General features: G+C 70.5%; 18 protein-coding genes. 13 read left to right on the top strand and 5 right to left on the bottom strand.

Annotated features, from left to right (window positions below; translation table 11 throughout):
• The first annotated feature begins 40 nt into the window (after window positions 1-40).
• The gene (locus tag HMPREF9336_RS15765) at window positions 41-682 is read left to right on the top strand and encodes a DUF4333 domain-containing protein (protein ID WP_021030852.1); all 642 of its coding nucleotides are present in this window, start codon (window positions 41-43) and stop codon (window positions 680-682) included.
• Here the strand turns inward: HMPREF9336_RS15765 and HMPREF9336_RS15770 are convergent.
• A complete protein-coding gene (locus HMPREF9336_RS15770; protein WP_007468759.1) occupies window positions 673-1,650 on the bottom strand; it encodes a 5'-3' exonuclease in 978 nt (325 codons plus the stop codon). The two genes, HMPREF9336_RS15765 and HMPREF9336_RS15770, sit on opposite strands and share 10 nt — an antisense overlap.
• A 228-nt stretch (window positions 1,651-1,878) precedes the next feature.
• On the opposite strand from HMPREF9336_RS15770, the gene HMPREF9336_RS15775 reads away from it, so the two are divergent.
• The 3 genes from HMPREF9336_RS15775 to HMPREF9336_RS15785 are packed head-to-tail and all read left to right on the top strand — an operon-like array spanning window position 1,879 to window position 5,709.
• Window positions 1,879-3,396, top strand: a complete 1,518-nt coding sequence (locus HMPREF9336_RS15775) for an amidohydrolase (protein WP_021030853.1) — start codon at window positions 1,879-1,881, stop codon at window positions 3,394-3,396.
• Complete coding sequence (gene lnt, locus HMPREF9336_RS15780) at window positions 3,386-4,981, top strand: apolipoprotein N-acyltransferase (RefSeq protein WP_021030854.1); 1,596 nt, start codon at window positions 3,386-3,388, stop codon at window positions 4,979-4,981. Before HMPREF9336_RS15775 ends, lnt begins: the two co-directional genes overlap by 11 nt.
• Window positions 4,978-5,709, top strand: coding sequence for a polyprenol monophosphomannose synthase (locus HMPREF9336_RS15785; protein ID WP_007468763.1), 732 nt, complete (start codon window positions 4,978-4,980; stop codon window positions 5,707-5,709). The genes lnt and HMPREF9336_RS15785 overlap by 4 nt, the downstream gene beginning before the upstream one ends.
• Window positions 5,710-5,758: 49 nt before the next feature.
• Here HMPREF9336_RS15785 and HMPREF9336_RS15790 read toward each other — a convergent pair whose 3' ends face one another.
• Together HMPREF9336_RS15790 and HMPREF9336_RS15795 are read right to left on the bottom strand one after the other, a co-directional pair.
• Window positions 5,759-6,103 carry an RNA polymerase-binding protein RbpA gene (locus tag HMPREF9336_RS15790; protein ID WP_021030855.1) on the bottom strand — a complete coding sequence of 115 codons (345 nt, stop codon included), beginning with the start codon at window positions 6,101-6,103 and terminating at the stop codon, window positions 5,759-5,761.
• 99 nt (window positions 6,104-6,202) lie between these two features.
• Window positions 6,203-6,577, bottom strand: a complete 375-nt coding sequence (locus HMPREF9336_RS15795; RefSeq protein ID WP_007468766.1) for a nitroreductase family deazaflavin-dependent oxidoreductase — start codon at window positions 6,575-6,577, stop codon at window positions 6,203-6,205.
• A gap of 94 nt (window positions 6,578-6,671) precedes the next feature.
• On the opposite strand from HMPREF9336_RS15795, the gene HMPREF9336_RS15800 reads away from it, so the two are divergent.
• Both HMPREF9336_RS15800 and HMPREF9336_RS15805 read left to right on the top strand, forming a co-directional pair.
• Window positions 6,672-7,328 (top strand): hypothetical protein, encoded by a 657-nt coding sequence (locus tag HMPREF9336_RS15800; RefSeq protein ID WP_007468767.1) that lies wholly within the window; start codon window positions 6,672-6,674, stop codon window positions 7,326-7,328.
• Between the two features lie 70 nt (window positions 7,329-7,398).
• Entirely contained in the window at window positions 7,399-8,142 is a 744-nt protein-coding gene (locus HMPREF9336_RS15805; protein ID WP_007468768.1) for a hypothetical protein, read from the top strand.
• Here the strand turns inward: HMPREF9336_RS15805 and HMPREF9336_RS15810 are convergent.
• Window positions 8,139-9,092, bottom strand: a complete 954-nt coding sequence (locus HMPREF9336_RS15810) for a GlxA family transcriptional regulator (protein ID WP_021030856.1) — start codon at window positions 9,090-9,092, stop codon at window positions 8,139-8,141. The genes HMPREF9336_RS15805 and HMPREF9336_RS15810 overlap by 4 nt on opposite strands.
• A gap of 66 nt (window positions 9,093-9,158) precedes the next feature.
• On the opposite strand from HMPREF9336_RS15810, the gene HMPREF9336_RS15815 reads away from it, so the two are divergent.
• From HMPREF9336_RS15815 to HMPREF9336_RS15830, 4 genes are read left to right on the top strand one after another with little or no spacing between them, the layout of a single operon-like run.
• A complete protein-coding gene (locus HMPREF9336_RS15815) occupies window positions 9,159-9,722 on the top strand; it encodes a cysteine hydrolase family protein (RefSeq protein ID WP_007468770.1) in 564 nt (187 codons plus the stop codon).
• Complete coding sequence (locus HMPREF9336_RS15820; RefSeq protein WP_007468771.1) at window positions 9,719-10,315, top strand: DJ-1/PfpI family protein; 597 nt, start codon at window positions 9,719-9,721, stop codon at window positions 10,313-10,315. The genes HMPREF9336_RS15815 and HMPREF9336_RS15820 overlap by 4 nt, the downstream gene beginning before the upstream one ends.
• A 22-nt stretch (window positions 10,316-10,337) precedes the next feature.
• Window positions 10,338-10,940: a molybdenum cofactor guanylyltransferase gene (gene mobA, locus HMPREF9336_RS15825; RefSeq protein WP_007468772.1), complete on the top strand. Its 603-nt coding sequence runs from the start codon at window positions 10,338-10,340 to the stop codon at window positions 10,938-10,940.
• Window positions 10,937-12,967 (top strand): S9 family peptidase, encoded by a 2,031-nt coding sequence (locus HMPREF9336_RS15830; protein WP_007468773.1) that lies wholly within the window; start codon window positions 10,937-10,939, stop codon window positions 12,965-12,967. The genes mobA and HMPREF9336_RS15830 overlap by 4 nt, the downstream gene beginning before the upstream one ends.
• Window positions 12,968-12,979: 12 nt before the next feature.
• On the opposite strand, the gene HMPREF9336_RS15835 is transcribed toward HMPREF9336_RS15830, so the two are convergent.
• On the bottom strand, window positions 12,980-13,552 hold the full coding sequence (locus HMPREF9336_RS15835) for a hypothetical protein (protein WP_007468774.1): 573 nt from the start codon (window positions 13,550-13,552) through the stop codon (window positions 12,980-12,982).
• Between the two features lie 179 nt (window positions 13,553-13,731).
• Between HMPREF9336_RS15835 and HMPREF9336_RS15840 the strand changes: the two genes are divergently transcribed.
• The 3 genes from HMPREF9336_RS15840 to HMPREF9336_RS15850 are packed head-to-tail and all read left to right on the top strand — an operon-like array spanning window position 13,732 to window position 18,163.
• Window positions 13,732-16,392 (top strand): valine--tRNA ligase, encoded by a 2,661-nt coding sequence (locus tag HMPREF9336_RS15840; protein WP_007468776.1) that lies wholly within the window; start codon window positions 13,732-13,734, stop codon window positions 16,390-16,392.
• Complete coding sequence (locus HMPREF9336_RS15845) at window positions 16,389-17,777, top strand: bifunctional folylpolyglutamate synthase/dihydrofolate synthase (protein WP_007468778.1); 1,389 nt, start codon at window positions 16,389-16,391, stop codon at window positions 17,775-17,777. Before HMPREF9336_RS15840 ends, HMPREF9336_RS15845 begins: the two co-directional genes overlap by 4 nt.
• Window positions 17,774-18,163 carry a DUF4233 domain-containing protein gene (locus HMPREF9336_RS15850; protein WP_007468780.1) on the top strand — a complete coding sequence of 130 codons (390 nt, stop codon included), beginning with the start codon at window positions 17,774-17,776 and terminating at the stop codon, window positions 18,161-18,163. Before HMPREF9336_RS15845 ends, HMPREF9336_RS15850 begins: the two co-directional genes overlap by 4 nt.
• Window positions 18,164-18,186 lie beyond the last annotated feature (23 nt).

Consider the following 18,186-nt stretch of genomic DNA (forward strand, 5'->3'; position numbering starts at 1 on the left):
GCGACACGCCTGGTCAAAGAGGGTGAAGGAGCTTGATCGTATGACCGGACCATACGGCCCGCCGAGCCCGTACGGCGCCCAAGGCGGCAGTCCTTACGGCCCGCCGCAGCAGCCGTCGCCCTATGGCGGAAGCCCGTATGGCGGCCAGCCGCAGCAGCCGTCCCCGTACGGGGCCCCGCAACAGCAGCCCCCCTCGCCCTATGGCGGCCCGCCCCAGCAGCCGCCCCCGTATGGGGCCCCGCAACAGCAGCCCCCCTCGCCCTATGGCGGCCCGCCCCAGCAGCCGCTCCCGTACGGGCAGCCCGCCGCGCCGATCGGATACGGGGCCCCGCCGCAGCAGGGCAACGCGGCGCTGAAAGGCGTCCTCATCGGACTCGGCGTGTTCGTGCTCGTCGCGGTGCTCGGGTTCGCCGGATTCTGGATCTTCGGCAGGCAGAAGGTGCTCGACACCGCGCAAGCGGCCAAAGACGTCAAAGGGGTGCTCACGGCGGCGGCTCCGAACGGGTACGGCGAAACCAACATCACCGATGTGAAATGCCCGGACCAAGGCGGCGACATCAAGGTGGAGAAGGACGCCTCCTTCACGTGCTCCCTGAAAAAGGACGGCAAGGAGACCACCGTGAAAGCCAAGTTCACCAACGAGGACGGCGACTACCAGGTGGGTCCGGCGGATCAGCCGTAGAGCGCGGCGAACAGCCGTCGCGCCGACGCGCCCGCGCCGAACGCTTCGGCGAGCGCTGCGAGCCGCGCCTCGTCTGCGGGCCCCGTCGCGATCGCGTCGTCGCGGTCGAGTTCGACGGGAGCGTCCTCGCGGGTGACGACCACCCGCACCGCGCGGCCGATATAGTCTTCCGCCGCGACGAGCGCGCTCTCCACACGGGCGGAGGCCACTCGCGCGGAGGACACTTCGCCCCGTTTGGCGGCTTCGAGGGCCGGGGCGAGGCCGCCGAACGCGCTGATCAGCTTCGCGGCGGTTTTCTCCCCGATCCCCGCCACGCCGGGAAGCCCGTCCGACGGGTCTCCGCGCAGCACCGCGAGTTCCGCGTACGCCGCCCCGGCCCGCTCGAGCGGCAGGCTGTAGCGGTCGGCCACCTCGGCAGGTCCGAACAGCTCTGACTTCGCCACCCCGCGCCCGAGGTAGCGAACCTGGACGGGAACCGGCGCGTCGGCGGCCAGTTGGAGCAGGTCTCGGTCGCCGGTGACCACCACGACGCCAGCCTCCCGGCGATTGAGGGAAGACGCTGAGCGGCGCTCGCGCGCGGCGAGCGTCGCGATGACGTCGTCGGCTTCAAAACCCTCCGCGCCCGCTGTGGCGACCCCCGCCGCGTCGAGCAGCGCGAGGATCATCTCGACCTGCGGGCCCAGCGATTCGGGCTCCGCTTCGCCGGGCCCGGCTCCTGGCGCGTCCGGATCCCCGCCGGGGGCGACGCGGTGCGCCTTGTACTCGGGCAGGAGCTCCACGCGGAACCTTGGCCGCCAATCGAGGTCGAGGCAGACGGCGAGCCGGTTCGGGCGGTCGCGCTCGACCAGCGCGGCGAGCATGTCGCAAAAGCCCCGGACCGCGTTCACGGGCCGCCCGTCCGGCGCGGTGATCGATTCGGGCAGGGCGTAGAACGCGCGGAACCATAATCCAGCGCCGTCGACAAGCATGAGGGTCACCTCGTTAGTGTGGCATAGCGCCGGTGGCTGGGGCGGCGATCTGCGGCGTTGTCGGCTCCTCGCGTGCCTGCTTCGTGAACTCCGCTCTTCCTCATCCGCCGGAGAAGCCGGATCGGTCATCGCGGTCTGGCAGACTTGGACATCGTGCCCACCTCATCTGACACCACCGTCTTCTATGGCGGGCGGATCCACAGTCCGACCGCCCCGGAGGCGACGGCCATGGCCGTCCAGAACGGCCAGGCGGTCTGGTTCGGAGCCGACCGGGCCGCGAAGGAGCTGTTCCCGGACGCGGACCTCGTCCCGCTCGACGGGGCGTTCGTCGCGCCGGGATTCGTGGACGCGCACGTCCATCTGACCGACGCCGGTCTGGGCCTCGCCGCCCGAGCGCTCGGCGAGGCGAGGTCGCGGGCCGAGGCGCTGCGCGTCTACGCCGCCCCGCGCCGGGGCGGGGAGCTGGTGTGGCTCGGCACATGGGACGAGTCCAGATGGGACGAGCCCGAGCCGCCGACGACCGACGAGCTCGACGCGCTGGCCCCCGGAGCCATGGTGTACAGCCCGAGGGTGGACGTGCATTCCGCGGCGGCCTCGACCGCGCTGCGCGCCTCGGTCCCTGGGCTCGCCGAGGCCAAGGGCTACCACCCCCAAGCCCCGCTGACCGGGGAGGCGCATCATCTGGTGCGCGCGGCGGCCAGGGCGCGGCTTTCGGCGCAGCAGCGCGCGGCGGCGCAGCGCGCGGCGCTGGACCACGTGCTCTCCCGAGGCGTTGTCGAGGTCCACGAGTGCGCGGGCCCGGAGATCTCCAGCAAAGAAGACCTGGCCCTGCTCCTCGGGGCCGAGCACACCGTGGCGCGGGTCGGCTACTGGGGCGAGGCCGTCGAAAGCCCGCAGCGGGCCCGCGAACTGCTCGCCGAGACCGGCGCGCGCGGCCTTGCGGGGGATCTGTTCATCGACGGGTCGATCGGGTCGAGCACCGCGTGGCTGCACGAGCCCTTCCTCTCGACCGGGGCCTGCGGCAACGCGTATCTGAGCCCGGAGGCGGTGGCGGCGCACGTGCGGGCTACCACCGAGGCGGGCGTGCCCGCAGGCTTCCACGCGATCGGGGACGCGGCGATCACCGAGCTGGTCGGCGCGTTCGGGGCCGCCGCAGCCGAGTTCGGCGGACCGGCCGTCGCCAGGTGCGGGCACCGTCTGGAGCATATGGAGATGACGACGGCGGAGCAGGCCGGGCTGCTCGGGCAGTGGGGCGTGGCCGCGAGCATGCAGCCGCTCTTCGACGCGCTGTGGGGCGGGCCGGGCGGCATGTACGAGCAACGCCTCGGCGCTCGGCGGGGGAGCCGGTTGAACGATTTCGCGCAGTTCGCGGCGGCCGGGGTCGTCCTTGCCTTCGGCTCGGACGCGCCGGTCACCGAGGTGGACCCGTGGGCGTGGGTCGCGGCGGCGGCGAACCACCACCGGCCCGAGTCGCGGATCTCGGCGCGGGCCGCGTTCCTCGCGGCCACCAGAGGCGGGCGCCGGGCGGCGGGCAGCAAGGACCAGTTCGCCGGGACGCTCGTGCCGGGGGCGAGGGCGACCTTCGCCGTGTGGGAGGTCGAGCGGTACGCCGAATCCGCGCCCGGCAGGGCGAACAGCTGGTCCACCGACCGGCGCACCCACCAGGCACCCCTGCCCGACCTCGCGGCGGTGGCTCCGAGGTGCAGGATGGTCGTCGTGGACGGGGAGATCGCGTATGCGGGGTAAGGCGTACAAGGACCGAGCGCTGCGCGCTGTCGGCTCCGCGCTGAGCGGCTACGGGCTGTACTTCACGTTCCCGCCGCACGACAAGCTGTGGTGGGCCGCCCCGATCTTCCTCGCCTTCTTCCTCGCCCTGCTCCGGCCCGAAATCAGCGGGCCCCGGCGGCGGCTGACCGGATTCTGGCCAGGCTACGCCTTCGGCCTCGGGTTTTTCACGCCGCTGCTCTCCTGGACGGGCATCTTCGTCGGCAGCGGCCCCTGGCTCGCGTTGTGCGCGTTCCTCTCGCTCTACACAGGGCTGTTCGGCTGGGTCGCGGTCCGGCTCTGGGATCTGAAATTCGCGCCGTTCTTCGTCGCCAGCGCCTGGAGCGCCTGCGAATGGTTCCGAGGCAGCTGGCCGTTCGGCGGCTTCCCCTGGGGCAGGCTCGCGTTCGGCCAGGCGGGCGGGCAGCTCGCCCCGGTCGCGGCGCTGGGCGGCGCGAGCTTCCTCTCCTTCGTCGTCGCGCTGATCGGGGCCGGGCTCGCGCGGGGAATCCCCGACGAGCGCCCTGGACGCGCGTGGGCGGCGTTCGGCGCGACCGCCGCCGTGCTGCTGGGCTGCGTCCTCGCGGGCGCGGCGGCGCTGCCGGACCCCGGCGGCGGGCAGCGGCTGAAGGTCGCAGCGGTCCAGGGCGGGGTGCCCAAACTCGGCCTCGATTTCAACAGCAGGCCCGCCGCGGTGCTCAACATGCACGTGCGCGAGTCGCTCGAGCTCGCCCGCGCGGAACAGGAGGGGAGGACGCCGAAGGCGCAACTCGTGGTCTGGCCGGAGAACGCCTCCGACATCGACCCGGTGCTCTACCCGTGGGCGGGGGAGCAGATCTCCTCGGCGGCGCGGGAGCTGAACGCCCCGCTGCTGGTCGGCACCCTGGACACGGCGGACGAGGCGGCTCCGCGCAACACCGCGCTGGTCTGGGACCCGCAAGCCGGGCCGGTGGACCGGCACGACAAGATCATCCTGCAGCCGTTCGGCGAGTACTTGCCGATGCGCGGCTTCTTCCGGCTGTTCTCCAAGTACGCCGACCGGGCGGGGCGTTTCGTCCCCGGCGGCGGGGACGGCGTGGTCCGCGTCCCGGTCGAAGGCTCCAGCCCCGTGCCGGTCGGCGTCGCCACCTGCTACGAGGTGATCTTCGACCGGGCGCTGGTCGGCTCGGTGCGCGGCGGCGCGCAGATCCTCGTGGTGCCGACGAACAACGCCACGTTCGGCGACAGCGACATGACCTACCAGCAGTTGGCGGTCTCGCAGATCCGGGCGGTGGAGCTCGGCCGCGCCGTGGTGGTGGCCGCCACCACCGGGGTCTCCGCGATCATCCTGCCGGACGGGCGGGTGGTCGCCGAGTCCGGCAAGATCAAACCGGCCTGGCTCGCCGCCGACGTGCCGTTGCGCTCGGACCGCACGCCCGCGAGCTACGTCCTCCCGTGGTTGGACGTCCTGTTCGTCGCCTTCGTGTTCGCTGGTTTCGCTCTCAGGTTCCGACACGGTAGGCTTGCTGGGCGCACAAAGCAAGCTGACGAGCCGTCCCCGCTCGCGGAGAACATAGGAAGAGCATGACAGAGCCCAAGCGGACGTTGGTGATCGTTCCCACCTACAACGAGAGGGAGAACATCGTCCGTATTCTGCCGCGCCTGTTCACGTCGAACCCGGATGTCGAGGCGCTGGTCGTGGACGACGGCAGCCCGGACGGGACCGGCCAGATCGTGGACGAGCTGGCCAAGGACGAGCCCCGGCTGCACGTGATGCACCGCACCGGCAAAGGCGGGCTCGGCTCCGCGTACATCGCGGGCTTCCATTGGGGCCTTGAGCGGTGCTTCTCGGTGCTCGTGGAGATGGACGCGGACGGCAGCCACGCCCCGGAGCAGCTCCCCCGGCTGTTGGAGAAGATCGACGTGGGCGCGGATCTGGTCATCGGCTCCCGGTACGTGCCGGGCGGCACAGTGGTGAACTGGCCGAAGCAGCGCGAAATCCTCTCACGGGGCGCGAACATCTACGCCCGCCTCGCGCTCGGCACGCACGTGCGCGACATCACCGGCGGCTTCCGCGCCTACCGGGCGGAAGTGCTCCGCAAGATCGACCTCGCCGCGGTGGAGTCGCGCGGCTACTGCTTCCAGATCGACCTGGCCTGGCGGGCCCAGCTCGCCGGGTTCACCGTCGCGGAAGCGCCGATCACGTTCACCGAGCGAGAGATCGGCTACTCGAAGATGAGCAAGGACATCGTCTTCGAGGCGTTCTTCAAAGTGGCCAAGTGGGGCGTGGACCACAGGTTCGGCAAACGGCGTTGAGGGGGCGGACCGGTGGAGCGCTTCGAAGCGGCCGCCGGTCCCGTTGGGGCTAGACCCCGCTGACCCGGCGCTTCTGCTTGAGGAAGTCCAGCCGTTCCTTCAGCAGCTCTTCGAGCTCTTCGATGCTGCGGCGCTCCAGCAGCATGTCCCAGTGGGTGCGCGGCGGCTTCTGTTTTTTGACCTCGACGCTGTCGCCCTCGACCAGATATCCTTCTTGGCCGTTCTTGCACAGCCAGGTGGGCGGGATTTCCGCGTCGTCGGCGAAGGGGACGACGAACTCCTCGCCGTTCTCCGTGCGGTACTTCGCCATCCGGCGGGGAGCTAGGTCGTGGTTCCGGTCGGTCTCGTAGCTCACCGCTCCGAGCCTCGACCCGCGCAATACTCGATCAGCCATGTCTGTCATCTCCTCGTTCTGCGCTCAGCGCCTGCGTCGCAGCGTTCCATTATGCCATATTTGACAGAACGACGTGGCGGCGCGAAGCATTCCCGCAGCTCAGGATTTCGGCAGGATCGCGACGTACTCGAACTTCGCCGCCGTGGCGATCGCGTTGGCGAGCCGGGGGAGGACGGCCTCGGCTTTCGGCAGCACACGGGGCGGCCCGATGCTGACGGTTTTGCCGAGGTGGACGACCTCGCCGCCCTTGGCGGCGGCGAGGTTCTTGAGCCAGTCGCGGTCCGGGCCGTAGGTGAGGATGACGACGAAGCTCTCCGGGGCGCTGAAGAGGGTGACCGGAGTCGAGTACGTCTTCCCGCTCGAACGCCCTTTGTGTTTGATCGTCCCGAAGAGCGGAGCCCACGGCGTGATCGCGCCGAGCACTGGGTTCGTGACGCGGCGGTTCATCCGCGCAAGCCACTGCGGCAGCTGCATACGAGCATCGTAGAGGAGCTTCCCCGGTTTTGCTAGAGTCCCAGGATCAGCAGAGAGGTCGACTCTCCGGAGGGGTCGCGGACAGGAGTGGAAAGTGACGTATCCGTCAGGGGGAGCGCCGTATCCGCAATTCCCGCCCCACGCGGGACAGGCCCCGCAGCGGAAAAAATCCAGCGTGGCCCCGGTGGTCATCATCGTCTCGGTCGTCGCGGTGCTGCTGTGCTGCGGCGGGGGCGGCGTGGCGGCGCTCTTCCTCTTCGCCGCGAACAAAGAGAAGAAGGCCGCCAGGAGCATCGCCTCGACGAGCTCCTCCCGGCACTCGTACTCCTCGTATTCGTCCTACTCGCCGTACAGCAGCACGTACTCGCCGCCGGTCCCGCAGTACAACGTCGGGGATTGCTTCCAGCTGACGGACAGCGAGACCACCCCGGTGGCGTGCGGCGACGGCACGTATCAGATCTATAAGATCGCAGGCTCGAAAAGCTCCTGCGGCGACCAGGGCAGCATCGAGCAAGGCTCGCAGGTGTACTGCCTCAAGGTCGACCTTCGCGTGCATTACTGCTACACGATTCCAGCGAAAGGCTGGATCCAACCAGCTCCCACCTGTAAAGCGCCGGGGACGATCCTGGTTTTCGACGTCATCCCGGACACGACGAACGGCAATCACTGTCAAGCCGCCTCCAACGGCTCGCGCTACCGCTATTGGTACTGGCAGGAGCCGGCCCAGGTCGTCTGCGCCTACGCGTATTGACGGCAAGATCACGTCGAGGCCAAGGCGGACTGCTAGTCTCAGGTTGCATGGTGAGTGAAGCGAGGAAGAGATGAGCTACCCGCCGGGGGGATATCCGCCCCAGCCGTTCCCGCCGCAAGGGGGCTATCCTCAGCAGGGCGGCTATCCCCTGCAAGGGGGCCACTACCCGCAGCAAGGGGGCTACTACCCGCCGGGCTTCCCGCCGCCGAGGAAAAAGACTCCGGTGGGCGTGATCGTCGGAGTCGTCGCAGCGGTCGCGCTGCTTGTGTTCGGGGCGGGAGGGTGGTTCGTCTGGTCGTTCGCCGAGCACGCGCGGAAGACGAGCCAGGCGAAGTCCTCGGCCACAAGCAGCGTGGTCGGCACGGGCGTGCTGCCGCCCAACATAGACCCGACGACGACCAGCACGACGGCATCGCGGAGGGGTTCCTCCGCCTACCAGATCGGCGATTGCCTGTCGATCACGCCGAGTTCGGACCAGCTCGGCAGCTGCGGCGACAACTCGGGCCCCTATCAGATCCTGAAGTCGGTTCCCGAGAAGTCGGGGTGCTCGGAATATTACGGCTCGATCCGCCTCCAAGGCGAGACGGACTATCTGTGCGTCGATCCGAACTTCGTCGTCGGAGCCTGCTACAACGTGCCGGAGGCCGAATCGTCGGAGTGGATCACGGGAGCCACGTGCGGCGCGATCGGCGCGTACGTGGTCAGAACCGCGAAAAAAGGCACGTCGGACAAGTCGGTGTGCGGCTCGTCCGACGCGGACACGATCTACACGATCGATTCCATCCCCGAGGTCGTCTGCCTGAAGCGGTTCTAACCCGAGAAGGCCCGTCGGTAGGCGGTCGGCGTGGTGCGCAGCTGCTTGCGGAAGTGCTGCCGCATGCCTTCGGCGGAGCTTAGGCCGCTCGCGGCCGCGATCTCTTCCACGCTCAGCCGGGTCTCGGCGAGCAGGCGCTGCGCGGCGGCGATGCGTTGCCGAAGGAGCCAGGCTCCTGGGCTCGTGGCGGTCTCGGCGACGAACCTCCGCTGGAAGCTGCGGGTCGAGAGCAGCGCGCGGCGGGCCATGTCGGCGACGGTGATCGGCTCCGCGAGCCGTTCGAGTGCCCAGGCGCGCACGTCCGCGAGCGAGTCCCCGGAGCGTTCCGGCACGGGGCGCTGGATGTATTGCGCCTGGCCGCCCTCGCGATACGGGGCGATGACCGTGCGGCGGGCCGCCTCCGCCGCGTAGGCCGCGCCATGGTCGCGCCGGATGACGTGCAGGCAGAGGTCCAGCCCGGCGGCAACGCCCGCGCTGGTGAGGATCCGGCCTTCGTCCACGAAGAGCACGTCGGGAACCGAGGTGACTTTCGGGTGGAGCCGGGCCAGCTCGTCGGTGTGCGCCCAATGGGTCGTGGCGCTGCGCCCGTCGAGCAAGCCCGCCTCGGCGAGGAGGAACGCGCCCGTGCAGACCGACATGACCCGCGCGCCCCGGTCGTAGGCCGCGCGCACCGCCTCGGCAGCTTCGGGCGGAGCCGGGTTGTCGAGCGGCCCGTAGCCCGGAACGACGACGGTGTCCGCCCGCGCCAAGGCGGCCAAGCCGTGTTCCGCGCACAGGACGACGCCGGTGCTGTCCGGCACGGGCCCAGGGGCGAGCCCCGCGAGCTGGAACTCGTATCTCCCCTCGCCGCAGTGCCCGAAGAGGTGCGCGGGGGCCGCGAGGTCGAGCAGGACCACCCCAGGTAGCGCGAGCGCCACCACGCGGTGCGGCCGGTCCGGAAGATTTGGCATTTTTCTATGGAACCATGGCATTCATGCCACTGGCAAGGGGCTCCCGCATGCGCGAGGCTCCATGTCATGGCGCACAACAGCACAGACACCGCCCTCCTCGTCATCGACGTGCAGAAGGGTTTCGACGACGAGGCGTATTGGGGCCCGAGGAACAATCCGGACGCGGAGGCGAATATCGCGCGCCTCGTCGCCCGCGCCCGCCAACGGGGCTGGCTCGTCGTCGCCGTCCAGCACGCCTCGAAGATCGCCGGTTCCCCGCTCGCGCCCGGATCGCCGGGGTTCGAGCCGAAAGACCCCGAGCTGTGCTCGTCCGCCGACCTCGTGGTCGTCAAAAGCGCGCACGCGGCGTTCTTCGGCACGCCGGACCTGCACAAAGAGCTCCAAGCCCGAGGAGTGTCCCGGATCGTGGTCACCGGGATCGCCACGAATTTCTGCGTCGAGACGACATCGCGGGTCGGCTCCGACCTGGGCTACGAAGTGGTCTTGCCGCTCGACGCCACGCACACCTTCGACCGGTTCAGCGAACGCGAGCAGCGTTGGTTCACGGCGGACGAGATCGCGACCGCGACCGCCGTGAGCCTCGATCGCGAGTTCGCCACGGTGACCAGCACCGAGGAGGTCGTCCGATGAGCCGGATCGACATCCTGCTGTTCGACGGGGTCGAGGAGCTCGACGCGGTCGGCCCGTGGGAGATCTTTTCGGCCTGGTGCCAGAACCACCCGCAGGACGGCTGGGCGGTGCGGATGATCTCCCCGGACGGCGGGCCGGTCGCCTGCGCGAAAGGGCTCGCCGTCGCCGCGCACGCCGGGCTGGACGATCTGGACGGGACCGGCGTGCTGGTGCATCCCGGCGGGATCGGCACGCGCGCGCTCATGCGCGACGAGCGCCATCTGGACTGGGTCCGCGCGGCGCGGGAAACGGTGCCGCTGCTCGCCAGCGTCTGCACCGGATCGCTGGTCTACGCGGCGGCGGGACTCTTGCGGGGCAAGCGCGCCACGACGCACTGGGGCTCGCTCGACCTCCTGGCCGAGACCGACCCCACCATCGCGGTGGACAGGGAGTCGCGGTGGGTGGACGAAGGCGGCATCGTCACCTCGGCGGGGGTCTCCGCCGGGATCGACATGGCCCTGCACCTGCTCACGCGCCTGACGAGCAGCGAGCGGGCCGAGGAAGTGCGCCGCTATGTGGACTACGCCCCCGAGGGAGGGAGGCGCCCCCGCTGAGGACGGCAGGCAGACTAGAGGCATGGCCGTTATCGCAGGAGTCGTCCTCGCCGGGGGCGAGTCCCGCCGCATGGGCTCGGACAAGACCCAGCTCGTGTTCGACGGGAAGACGCTCATGGCGCGGTCGTTCGACGCGATACGGCCGTGCTGCTCCCCGCTGCTCGCCGTGCTCGGGAGCGTTCCGCGCGCGGTTCCGGAGGATGTCTGCGCGCTCTACGACGAGGTCCCCGGCCAAGGGCCGTTGCGGGGCCTGGCCACCGGTCTCGCGGCGGCCCGCGCTCGCGGAGCCGGGCTCGCCGTGGTCCTCTCGGCGGACCTCCCGCTGATCACAGCCGCTGTGGTGGGCGAGCTCTTGGCGGTTTTCGAGGCCGGCCCGGCGGAGGCGTTGCTCGCCTCGGACCGGACGAGCGAAGGCCGGGCGCGGGCGCATCCGCTGGTCGGGGTGTACTCGACGGAGCTCGCGGAGCCCGCCGGGGCGGCGCTGGAGCGGGGGGAGCGGGCGATGATGCGCTTCCTCGACTCGCGGTCTATCAGAAAAACACAGGTCAGCGACCCATTAGCGCTGAGCAATGTGAACACCCCGCAGCAGTGGGCCTCCCTCGCGGGGCTACGCTCAAAGGCATGACGGCTCCTGAGAACCCCGCTGCGCTGCACGACCTCGACGCGTATCTGGACACCCCAAGGGTGACCGGCCTGGCCGTGTCGCCGGACGGCTCGCGGGCGGTGCTGGTGGTCGCCCAGCTCGACGAGAAGAAGTCGAAGTTCGTCTCCGCGCTCTGGGAGACGGACCCGGCCGGGGCGCGCCGGGCGAGACGGATCGCCTTCTCGGAGCGGGGCGAGTCCGCCCCGGTGTTCGCGGCGGACGGCTCGCTCTTGTTCCTGAGCTCCCGAGGCTCGGGCGAGGGCGGCGAGGACCCGCCGGCCTCGTTATGGCTCCTGCCCGCCGAAGGCGGCGAGGCGAGCGAGGTCGCGAAGTTCCCAGGCGCGGTGACCGGCGTCTTTCCGGCGGGCGCGGCGGCGACCACGGTCGTGACCGCGCAGACCCTTTCGGGCGCGAGCGGAGCCGAATCGGACGAGCAGCTGCGCAAACTCCGCAAAGAGGGCAAAGTCTCGGCGATCCTGTACACGGGCTACCCGGTGCGGTTCTGGGACCACGACCTCGGCCCGGAGGCCCCGCGCCTCTGGCTGCTCGGCGAGGAGCCGGTGGACCTCACCCCGCCGCCGACGGGAGCCCAGGTCAGAGGCGGCGGCCTGCGGGAGACCACGGCCGATATCGCGGCGGACGGGAGCTTCCTCGTGACCTCGTTCAAGCGGCCCGAGGCTCGCGGGGCGAGCCGCGAGACGCTGGTGTGGATCGACGTCGCGTCGGGGGAGAGCCGCGTCTTGCAGGACGACCCCGAGGCGCACCTGCTGAGCCCGAAGATCTCCCCGGACCAGACGAAAGTCGCCTTCCTGCGCGAGAGCCGCTCCACGCCGACCGAGGCGCCGGCGGTCACGTTGCACGTGCTCTCGTTGGCAGACGGCGGGCCGGCTCGCCAGCTCGCGCCGGGATGGGACCGCTGGCCGGGGGAGATCGCCTGGTCGCGGGACGGCGAGGCGTTGTTCGTCGTCGCGGACGAGGACGGCCGCGCGCCCCTGTTCCGGGTGGCCGTGGACGGCTCCGCGCCGGTGCGGGTCACCGCCGACGACTTCGCCTACGCCGCCATCGCCCCCGTGTCGGACGGGACCGTTTTCGCGCTGCGCTCCTCGTATCTGCGCCCGCCGCACCCGGTGCGGATCGGAGCCGACGGGGCGGTGGTCGAGCTGGCTTCTCCTGCTGCCGCGCTGGAGCTGCCGGGAACCCTCGAAGAGCTTGTCGCGACCGCAGCGGACGGCACGCGGGTGCGGTCCTGGCTCGTGCTGCCCGCAGGGGCGGGCGAGGGGCGGAAAGCGCCGCTGGTCTTGTGGGTGCACGGCGGGCCGTTGTCGAGTTGGAACGCCTGGTCGTGGCGGTGGAACCCGTGGCTCTTGGCGGCGAAAGGCTACGCGCTGCTCCTGCCCGACCCCGCCCTCTCCACCGGGTACGGGCAGGCGTTCGTCCAGCGTGGCTGGGGCGACTGGGGCGGCGCGACCTACACCGACCTGATGGCCTCGGTCGACGCGGCGCTGGAGCACCCCGCCGTCGACCAGACGCGCACGGCGGCGATGGGCGGGTCCTTCGGCGGCTACATGGCCAACTGGATCGCCGGGCACACCGACCGGTTCAAGGCGATCGTCACCCACGCCTCCCTGTGGGCGTTGGACCAATTCGGGGCCACCACCGACGACAGCTCGTACTGGACGAGGGAGATGACGCCCGAAATGGCGCTGGCGAACTCGCCGCACCTGCATGCGGAGAACATCCGCACCCCGATGCTCGTGGTCCACGGCGACAAGGACTACCGGGTGCCAGTCGGCGAGGGGTTGCGGCTGTGGTGGGATCTGCTGTCGCGGTCCCAATTGGCGGCGGACGAGGACGGGCGGAGCCCGCACCGGTTCCTGTACTTCCCGAACGAGAACCACTGGGTGCTCGCGCCGCAAGACGCCAAGCTCTGGTACCAGGTCGTGCTCGGCTTCCTCTCCGAGCACGTCCTCGGCGAAAAAGCCGAGCTGCCCGACGTCCTGGGGCGGTGAGGGCGGCCGGGGCTAGTTGTCCTCGGCGGGGCCCGGCGCGGCGGCGGCGGGGCTCTGCGCGCCCGGCAGGCCGAGCTGCCCGATCCCGCAGACCCTGGTGTAGTTGATCTGGTAGCCGATCACCAGCGTGCCGGTGCGGACCGCGAGCGCGGTCAGCTTGCTGTTGTCCGGACGCTGCGCGAACGGGTTCGCGTACGCCCCGACGTACTCGCTGGCCTGGCCGACCGTGTCGGAGAGCTGGCTGAGGCTCTCGCGCAGGCCGGGGTCCTGGGTGGTGTTCTCCGCGTCCTGGATGTCGCCGTTCACCTGGTTGAGCGAACCGGCGAGGTCTTGGGCCTTCTGCCCGGTCGCGCCCACGTTCTGGACCATGCCCAACAGATCGGTCTGCTGGTACTGCGCCGGGATCTGGCTCACTGTGCTGTTGAACGCGTTGAACTTGCCGACGAGGTCGTTCAGGTCCGGGCCCAGCTGCTGCAGCGAGGCGCACGCCGGGTCGGCGGGCGCGGCGGCGGCGTGCGGCGCGCCGAAAGACGCGGCCGCAGCGCACGCCGCGAACAGCGAAAGGAGTGACGACTGTTTACTCATGAGACTAGTGAAGCTTGTGAGTCGAGTGTTACGCGACTAGATCCCTGAGACTGTTATGCATTTGGGGCCGGACCAATACCGCGCCGTGAGGCGCGGCGGCGGGTCCGGGAAACGCCAGTTCGCGCTGCGCAAGCGCGAGCGTTCTCTGCCTCCGGCGCGGCTGCGAGTAGAATTCCCCGGTGCCCAACCCCGAGACCACCAACGAGACGTTGCCGCCCGGCTGGGAGCCGTCGGCGCATGAGGACGAGATCTACCGGCGCTGGCAGGACTCCGGCCTCTTCACCGCCGACCCGGCGAGCGAGAAGCCGAAGTTCTCCATCGTCGTCCCTCCGCCGAACGTCACCGGCAACCTGCACGTCGGCCACGCGATGGAGCACGCGGTCATGGACGCGATCTGCCGGCGCAAGCGCATGCAGGGCTACGAAGTGCTCTACCTGCCCGGTTTCGACCACGCCTCCATCGCGACCCAGGCGGCCATCGACAAGCAGCTCGCCGAAGAGGGCACCAGCCGCCACGAGCTGGGCCGCGAGGCGTTCTTAGAGCGGGCCTTCGCGTGGAAGGAGCAGGTCCGGGGCAACATCTCCGGGCAGATGCGCCGCCTGGGCGACTCGGTGGACTGGAGCCGGGAGCGCTTCACGATGGACGAGGGCATGGTCAAGGCCGTGCGGACCGTCTTCAAGCAGCTCTTCGACGCGGGCCTGATCTACCAGGCCGAGCGGCTGGTCAACTGGTCGCCCAAGCAGCGCACCGTGATCTCCGACGCGGAGGTGATCCACAAGGAGGTGGACGGCGAGCTCGTCTCGCTGCGCTACGGCTCCCTCAAGGACGACGAACCGCATATCGTCGTCGCGACCACCCGGGTGGAGACCATGCTGGGCGACGTCGCCGTCGCGGTGCACCCGGACGACGAGCGCTACCGCCACCTGGTCGGCACGACCCTGCCGCACCCGCTGGTCGAGCGCGAGCTGCGCATCGTCGCGGACGCGCACGTGGACCCGGAGTTCGGCACCGGCGCGGTGAAGATCACCCCGGCGCACGACCCGAACGACTTCGAGCTCGCCCAGCGCCACGGCCTGGCGATGCTCACGGTCATGGACGAGGACGGCAAGATCGCGGGCACCGGCACCCGGTTCGACGGGATGGACCGTTTCGAGGCCCGCAAGGCCGTCCGGCTGGAGCTGGCGGACCAAGGGCGCGTGGTCGCCGAGGTCCGGCCCTACAAGCACAGCGTCGGGCACTCCGAGCGCGGCGGGGAGCCGGTGGAGCCCCGGCTGTCGCTGCAGTGGTTCCTGAAGGTCGAGCCGCTCGCGAAGGCGGCGGGCGAGCAGGTGCGCTCCGGGGCCATGCCGATCGCGCCGGAAGGGCTCGTCCCCCGGTGGTTCGAGTGGACCGACAACATGCGCGACTGGTGCGTCTCGCGCCAACTGTGGTGGGGGCACCGGATCCCGGTCTGGTACGGGCCCGAGGGCGAAGTCCGGTGCTTCGGGCCCGGCGAGGAGATCCCCGACGGCTGGCGGCAAGAGGAGGACGTGCTCGACACCTGGTTCTCCTCCGGCCTGTGGGCGTTCGCGACCCTCGGCTGGCCGGAGAAGACTCCGGAGCTGGAAGCCTTCTACCCGGTGAGCGTGCTGGTCACCGGGTACGACATCCTCTTCTTCTGGGCCGTGCGGATGGCGATGTTCGGCGGCTGGGTGGGCCAAACCGGCCAGTCGGCGACTGCGACGTCAGCACAGGGCTTGGCCCAGGCCCCGTTCCGCGAGCTGTGGTTCCACGGCCTGGTGCGGGACGAGAAGGGCCAGAAGATGAGCAAGTCCAAGGGGAACGTCATCAACCCCTTGGACTGGCTCGACCGGTTCGGCGCGGACGCGACCCGGTTCGCCCTCCTGCGCGCCGTCGCGCCCGGCGCGGACGTGCCGATGGGGGAGTCCAACGCCATCGCGGCCCGCAACTTCGTCACCAAGCTCTTCAACGCGACCCGGTTCGCGCTGATCAGCGGCGCCGCCGAAGGCTTCGGCGCGGAGCTGGCCCAGCAGTCGCTCACCGACGCGGACCGCTGGATCCTCGGGCGGCTCGAAGAGGTCAGGGCCGAGGCGGACAGCGCGTTGGAGGCCGGGGAGTTCGCCAAGGCATCCCAGGCCCTCTACCAGTTCACCTGGGACGAGTTCTGCGACTGGTATTTGGAGCTCGCGAAGCTGCAAATGCCAGGGCGCGCCGACAGCACAAGGGCGGTGCTCGCCCGCGTGCTCGACACGCTGCTGCGCCTTTTGCACCCGATCATGCCGTTCGTCACCGACGTGCTCTGGCGCTCGCTCACCGGCGGCGAGACGCTGGCCAGCGCGCCATGGCCCGAGCCGCTGGCGCATCGGGCCGATCCGGCGGTGCTCGCCCGCGTCGCCGCCGCGCAGACGCTCATCACCGACATCCGCCGGTTCCGCTCCGAGCAGGGCCTGCCGCCGGGGCAGCGCATCCCCGCCGCGCTCGACGGGCTCGCCGAAGCTGGAATCGCGGGCTGGGAGGAGCAGATCCGCGCCTTCGCGAAGGTCGCAGCCCCTGCGGAGGACTTCAACCAGACCGCGGCCGTCGAGTCGGCGCTCGGCTCCGGCGTGGTCGTCGTCCGTTTCGACCTGTCCGGGGCGGTGGACAAGGACGCGCTGCGCAAGCGGTTGGAGAAGGACGTCGCGGCGCAGCAGAAGGAGCGCGACGGCACCGAGGCGAAGCTTTCGGACGAGTCCTTCCTCGCGAAGGCCCCCGAGCACGTCGTGGAGAAGATCCGCGCCCGGCACGAGACGGCGAAGGCAGAGATCGAGCGTCTTGAGGCGAAGCTGAAGGAGCTCCTGTGAGCGAGTTCGACCCAGCCGAGTTCCAGGCCGTCGAGGCCGAGCTGGACGCGCGCTGGCCCGAGACGAAGATCGAGCCGAGCCTGACCCGGATCGCCGCCCTCATGGACCTCTTGGGCTCGCCGCAGCGCGCGTACCCGTCGATCCACATCGCGGGAACGAACGGCAAGACGTCGACAACGCGGATGGTGGACGCGCTGCTCACCGCGACCGGCCTGCGCACAGGGCGGATCCTCAGCCCGCACCTGCAGTCCCCGACGGAGCGGATCTCGCTCGGCGACCAGCCGATCACCGAGGAGCAATACGTCTCGGCCTGGCGGGAGATAGAGCCGCTCGTGCACCGGGTCGACGCGAGCTCCCGCGCCCAGGGCGGCCCGGCGATGAGCAAGTTCGAGGTGCTCGTCGCGATGGCGTACACGCTGTTCGCCGAGGCCCCGGTGGACGTGGCCGTCGTCGAGGTCGGCATGGGCGGGCGCTGGGACGCGACCAACGTGATCGACGGCCACGTCGCCGTCCTCGCGCCGATCTCGCTCGACCACGTCGAGTATCTGGGCTCGGACCTCTCGGTGATCGCAGGGGAGAAGGCCGGGATCGTCAAACGGCTCCCGAAGAGCGAGGGGGGCTGGGAGGAGAAGGACCAGGTCGTGGTCACCGCCGAGCAGAACCCGGCGGCGCTGCGGGCGATCCTCGCGCAGGTGGAGAAGGCGGGGGCCGTCCTGGCCCGTTCCGGCCAGGAGTTCGCGGTGACCGGACGTTCGCTCGCCGTCGGCGGGCAGCAGATCGGCCTGCGCGGCCTCGGCGCGGTCTACCCGGAGGTCTTCCTCCCCCTGTACGGGCCGCACCAGGCGGCGAACGCCTCGCTCGCCCTCGCCGCGGTCGAGGCGTTCTTCGGAGCCGGTCCGGAGCGGAGCCTCGCGGAAGCCGTCGTGCTCGACGGCTTCGCGAACGCCCGCTCCCCTGGGCGGCTGGAGCGGATGCCGAGCGGGCCGGGGGAGCCCCTCGTGCTGGCGGACGCCGCCCACAACCCCCATGGCGCGACGGCGTTGGCCTCGGCGCTCGCGGAGGATTTCCCCAACACGCCGTTCCACGGCGTGCTCAGCGTGATGGGCGACAAGGACGTGCGCGGCGTGCTCGAAGCGCTCAAGCCGGCGCTCGCCTCGGTCGTGGTGACCGACAACGGGTCGCCGAGGGCGCTCCCCGCCGCCGAGCTGGCCGAGCTGGCCCGCACGGTGTTCGAGCCCAAACGCGTCGTGGTGCAGCCGGACTTCGCGGAGGCGGTCGGCACAGCGAAGGAGCTGGCCGCGCCGAAGGGCGAGGGCGTGCTGATCACCGGCTCGGTCGTGACTGCCGGCGCGGCGCGAGACCTCTACGGATTGGCCCCCTCATGACCGAAGAAGAACCGAATCCGGACCCGGCTCCTGCGGAGCGGCCTGATCCGTGGAAGGGGTTCCGAGGGGTGTGCTCCGGCATCCTGATCTTGGAGATGATCGCGGTGCTGCTCGGCGTGCCCGTGGTCGTGAACCTGTCCTCGTTCCACGGGCCGGGCTGGGCGCCGACCGCGTTCGTGCTCTGCTTCGCCGCGCTGCTCTTCTGGGCGTGCGCCGTGCAGTCCAAACCATGGGGGTTCTCCCTGGACCTTGGGTTGCAGGCGGTCCTCGTGGCGGGGTGGCTCGTGCATCCCGCCATCGGGGTCACCGGCCTGATTTTCGCGGCGGTCTGGGCCGTCGTGTGGTGGATGCGGCGGGCCGTGCAGAGGGCGCAGGGAGCTGGTTGATACCACGGAAATCCGTGCTCTAA

The sequence above is a fragment of the Segniliparus rugosus ATCC BAA-974 genome (genome assembly GCF_000185725.2).
Taxonomy (GTDB): domain Bacteria; phylum Actinomycetota; class Actinomycetes; order Mycobacteriales; family Mycobacteriaceae; genus Segniliparus; species Segniliparus rugosus.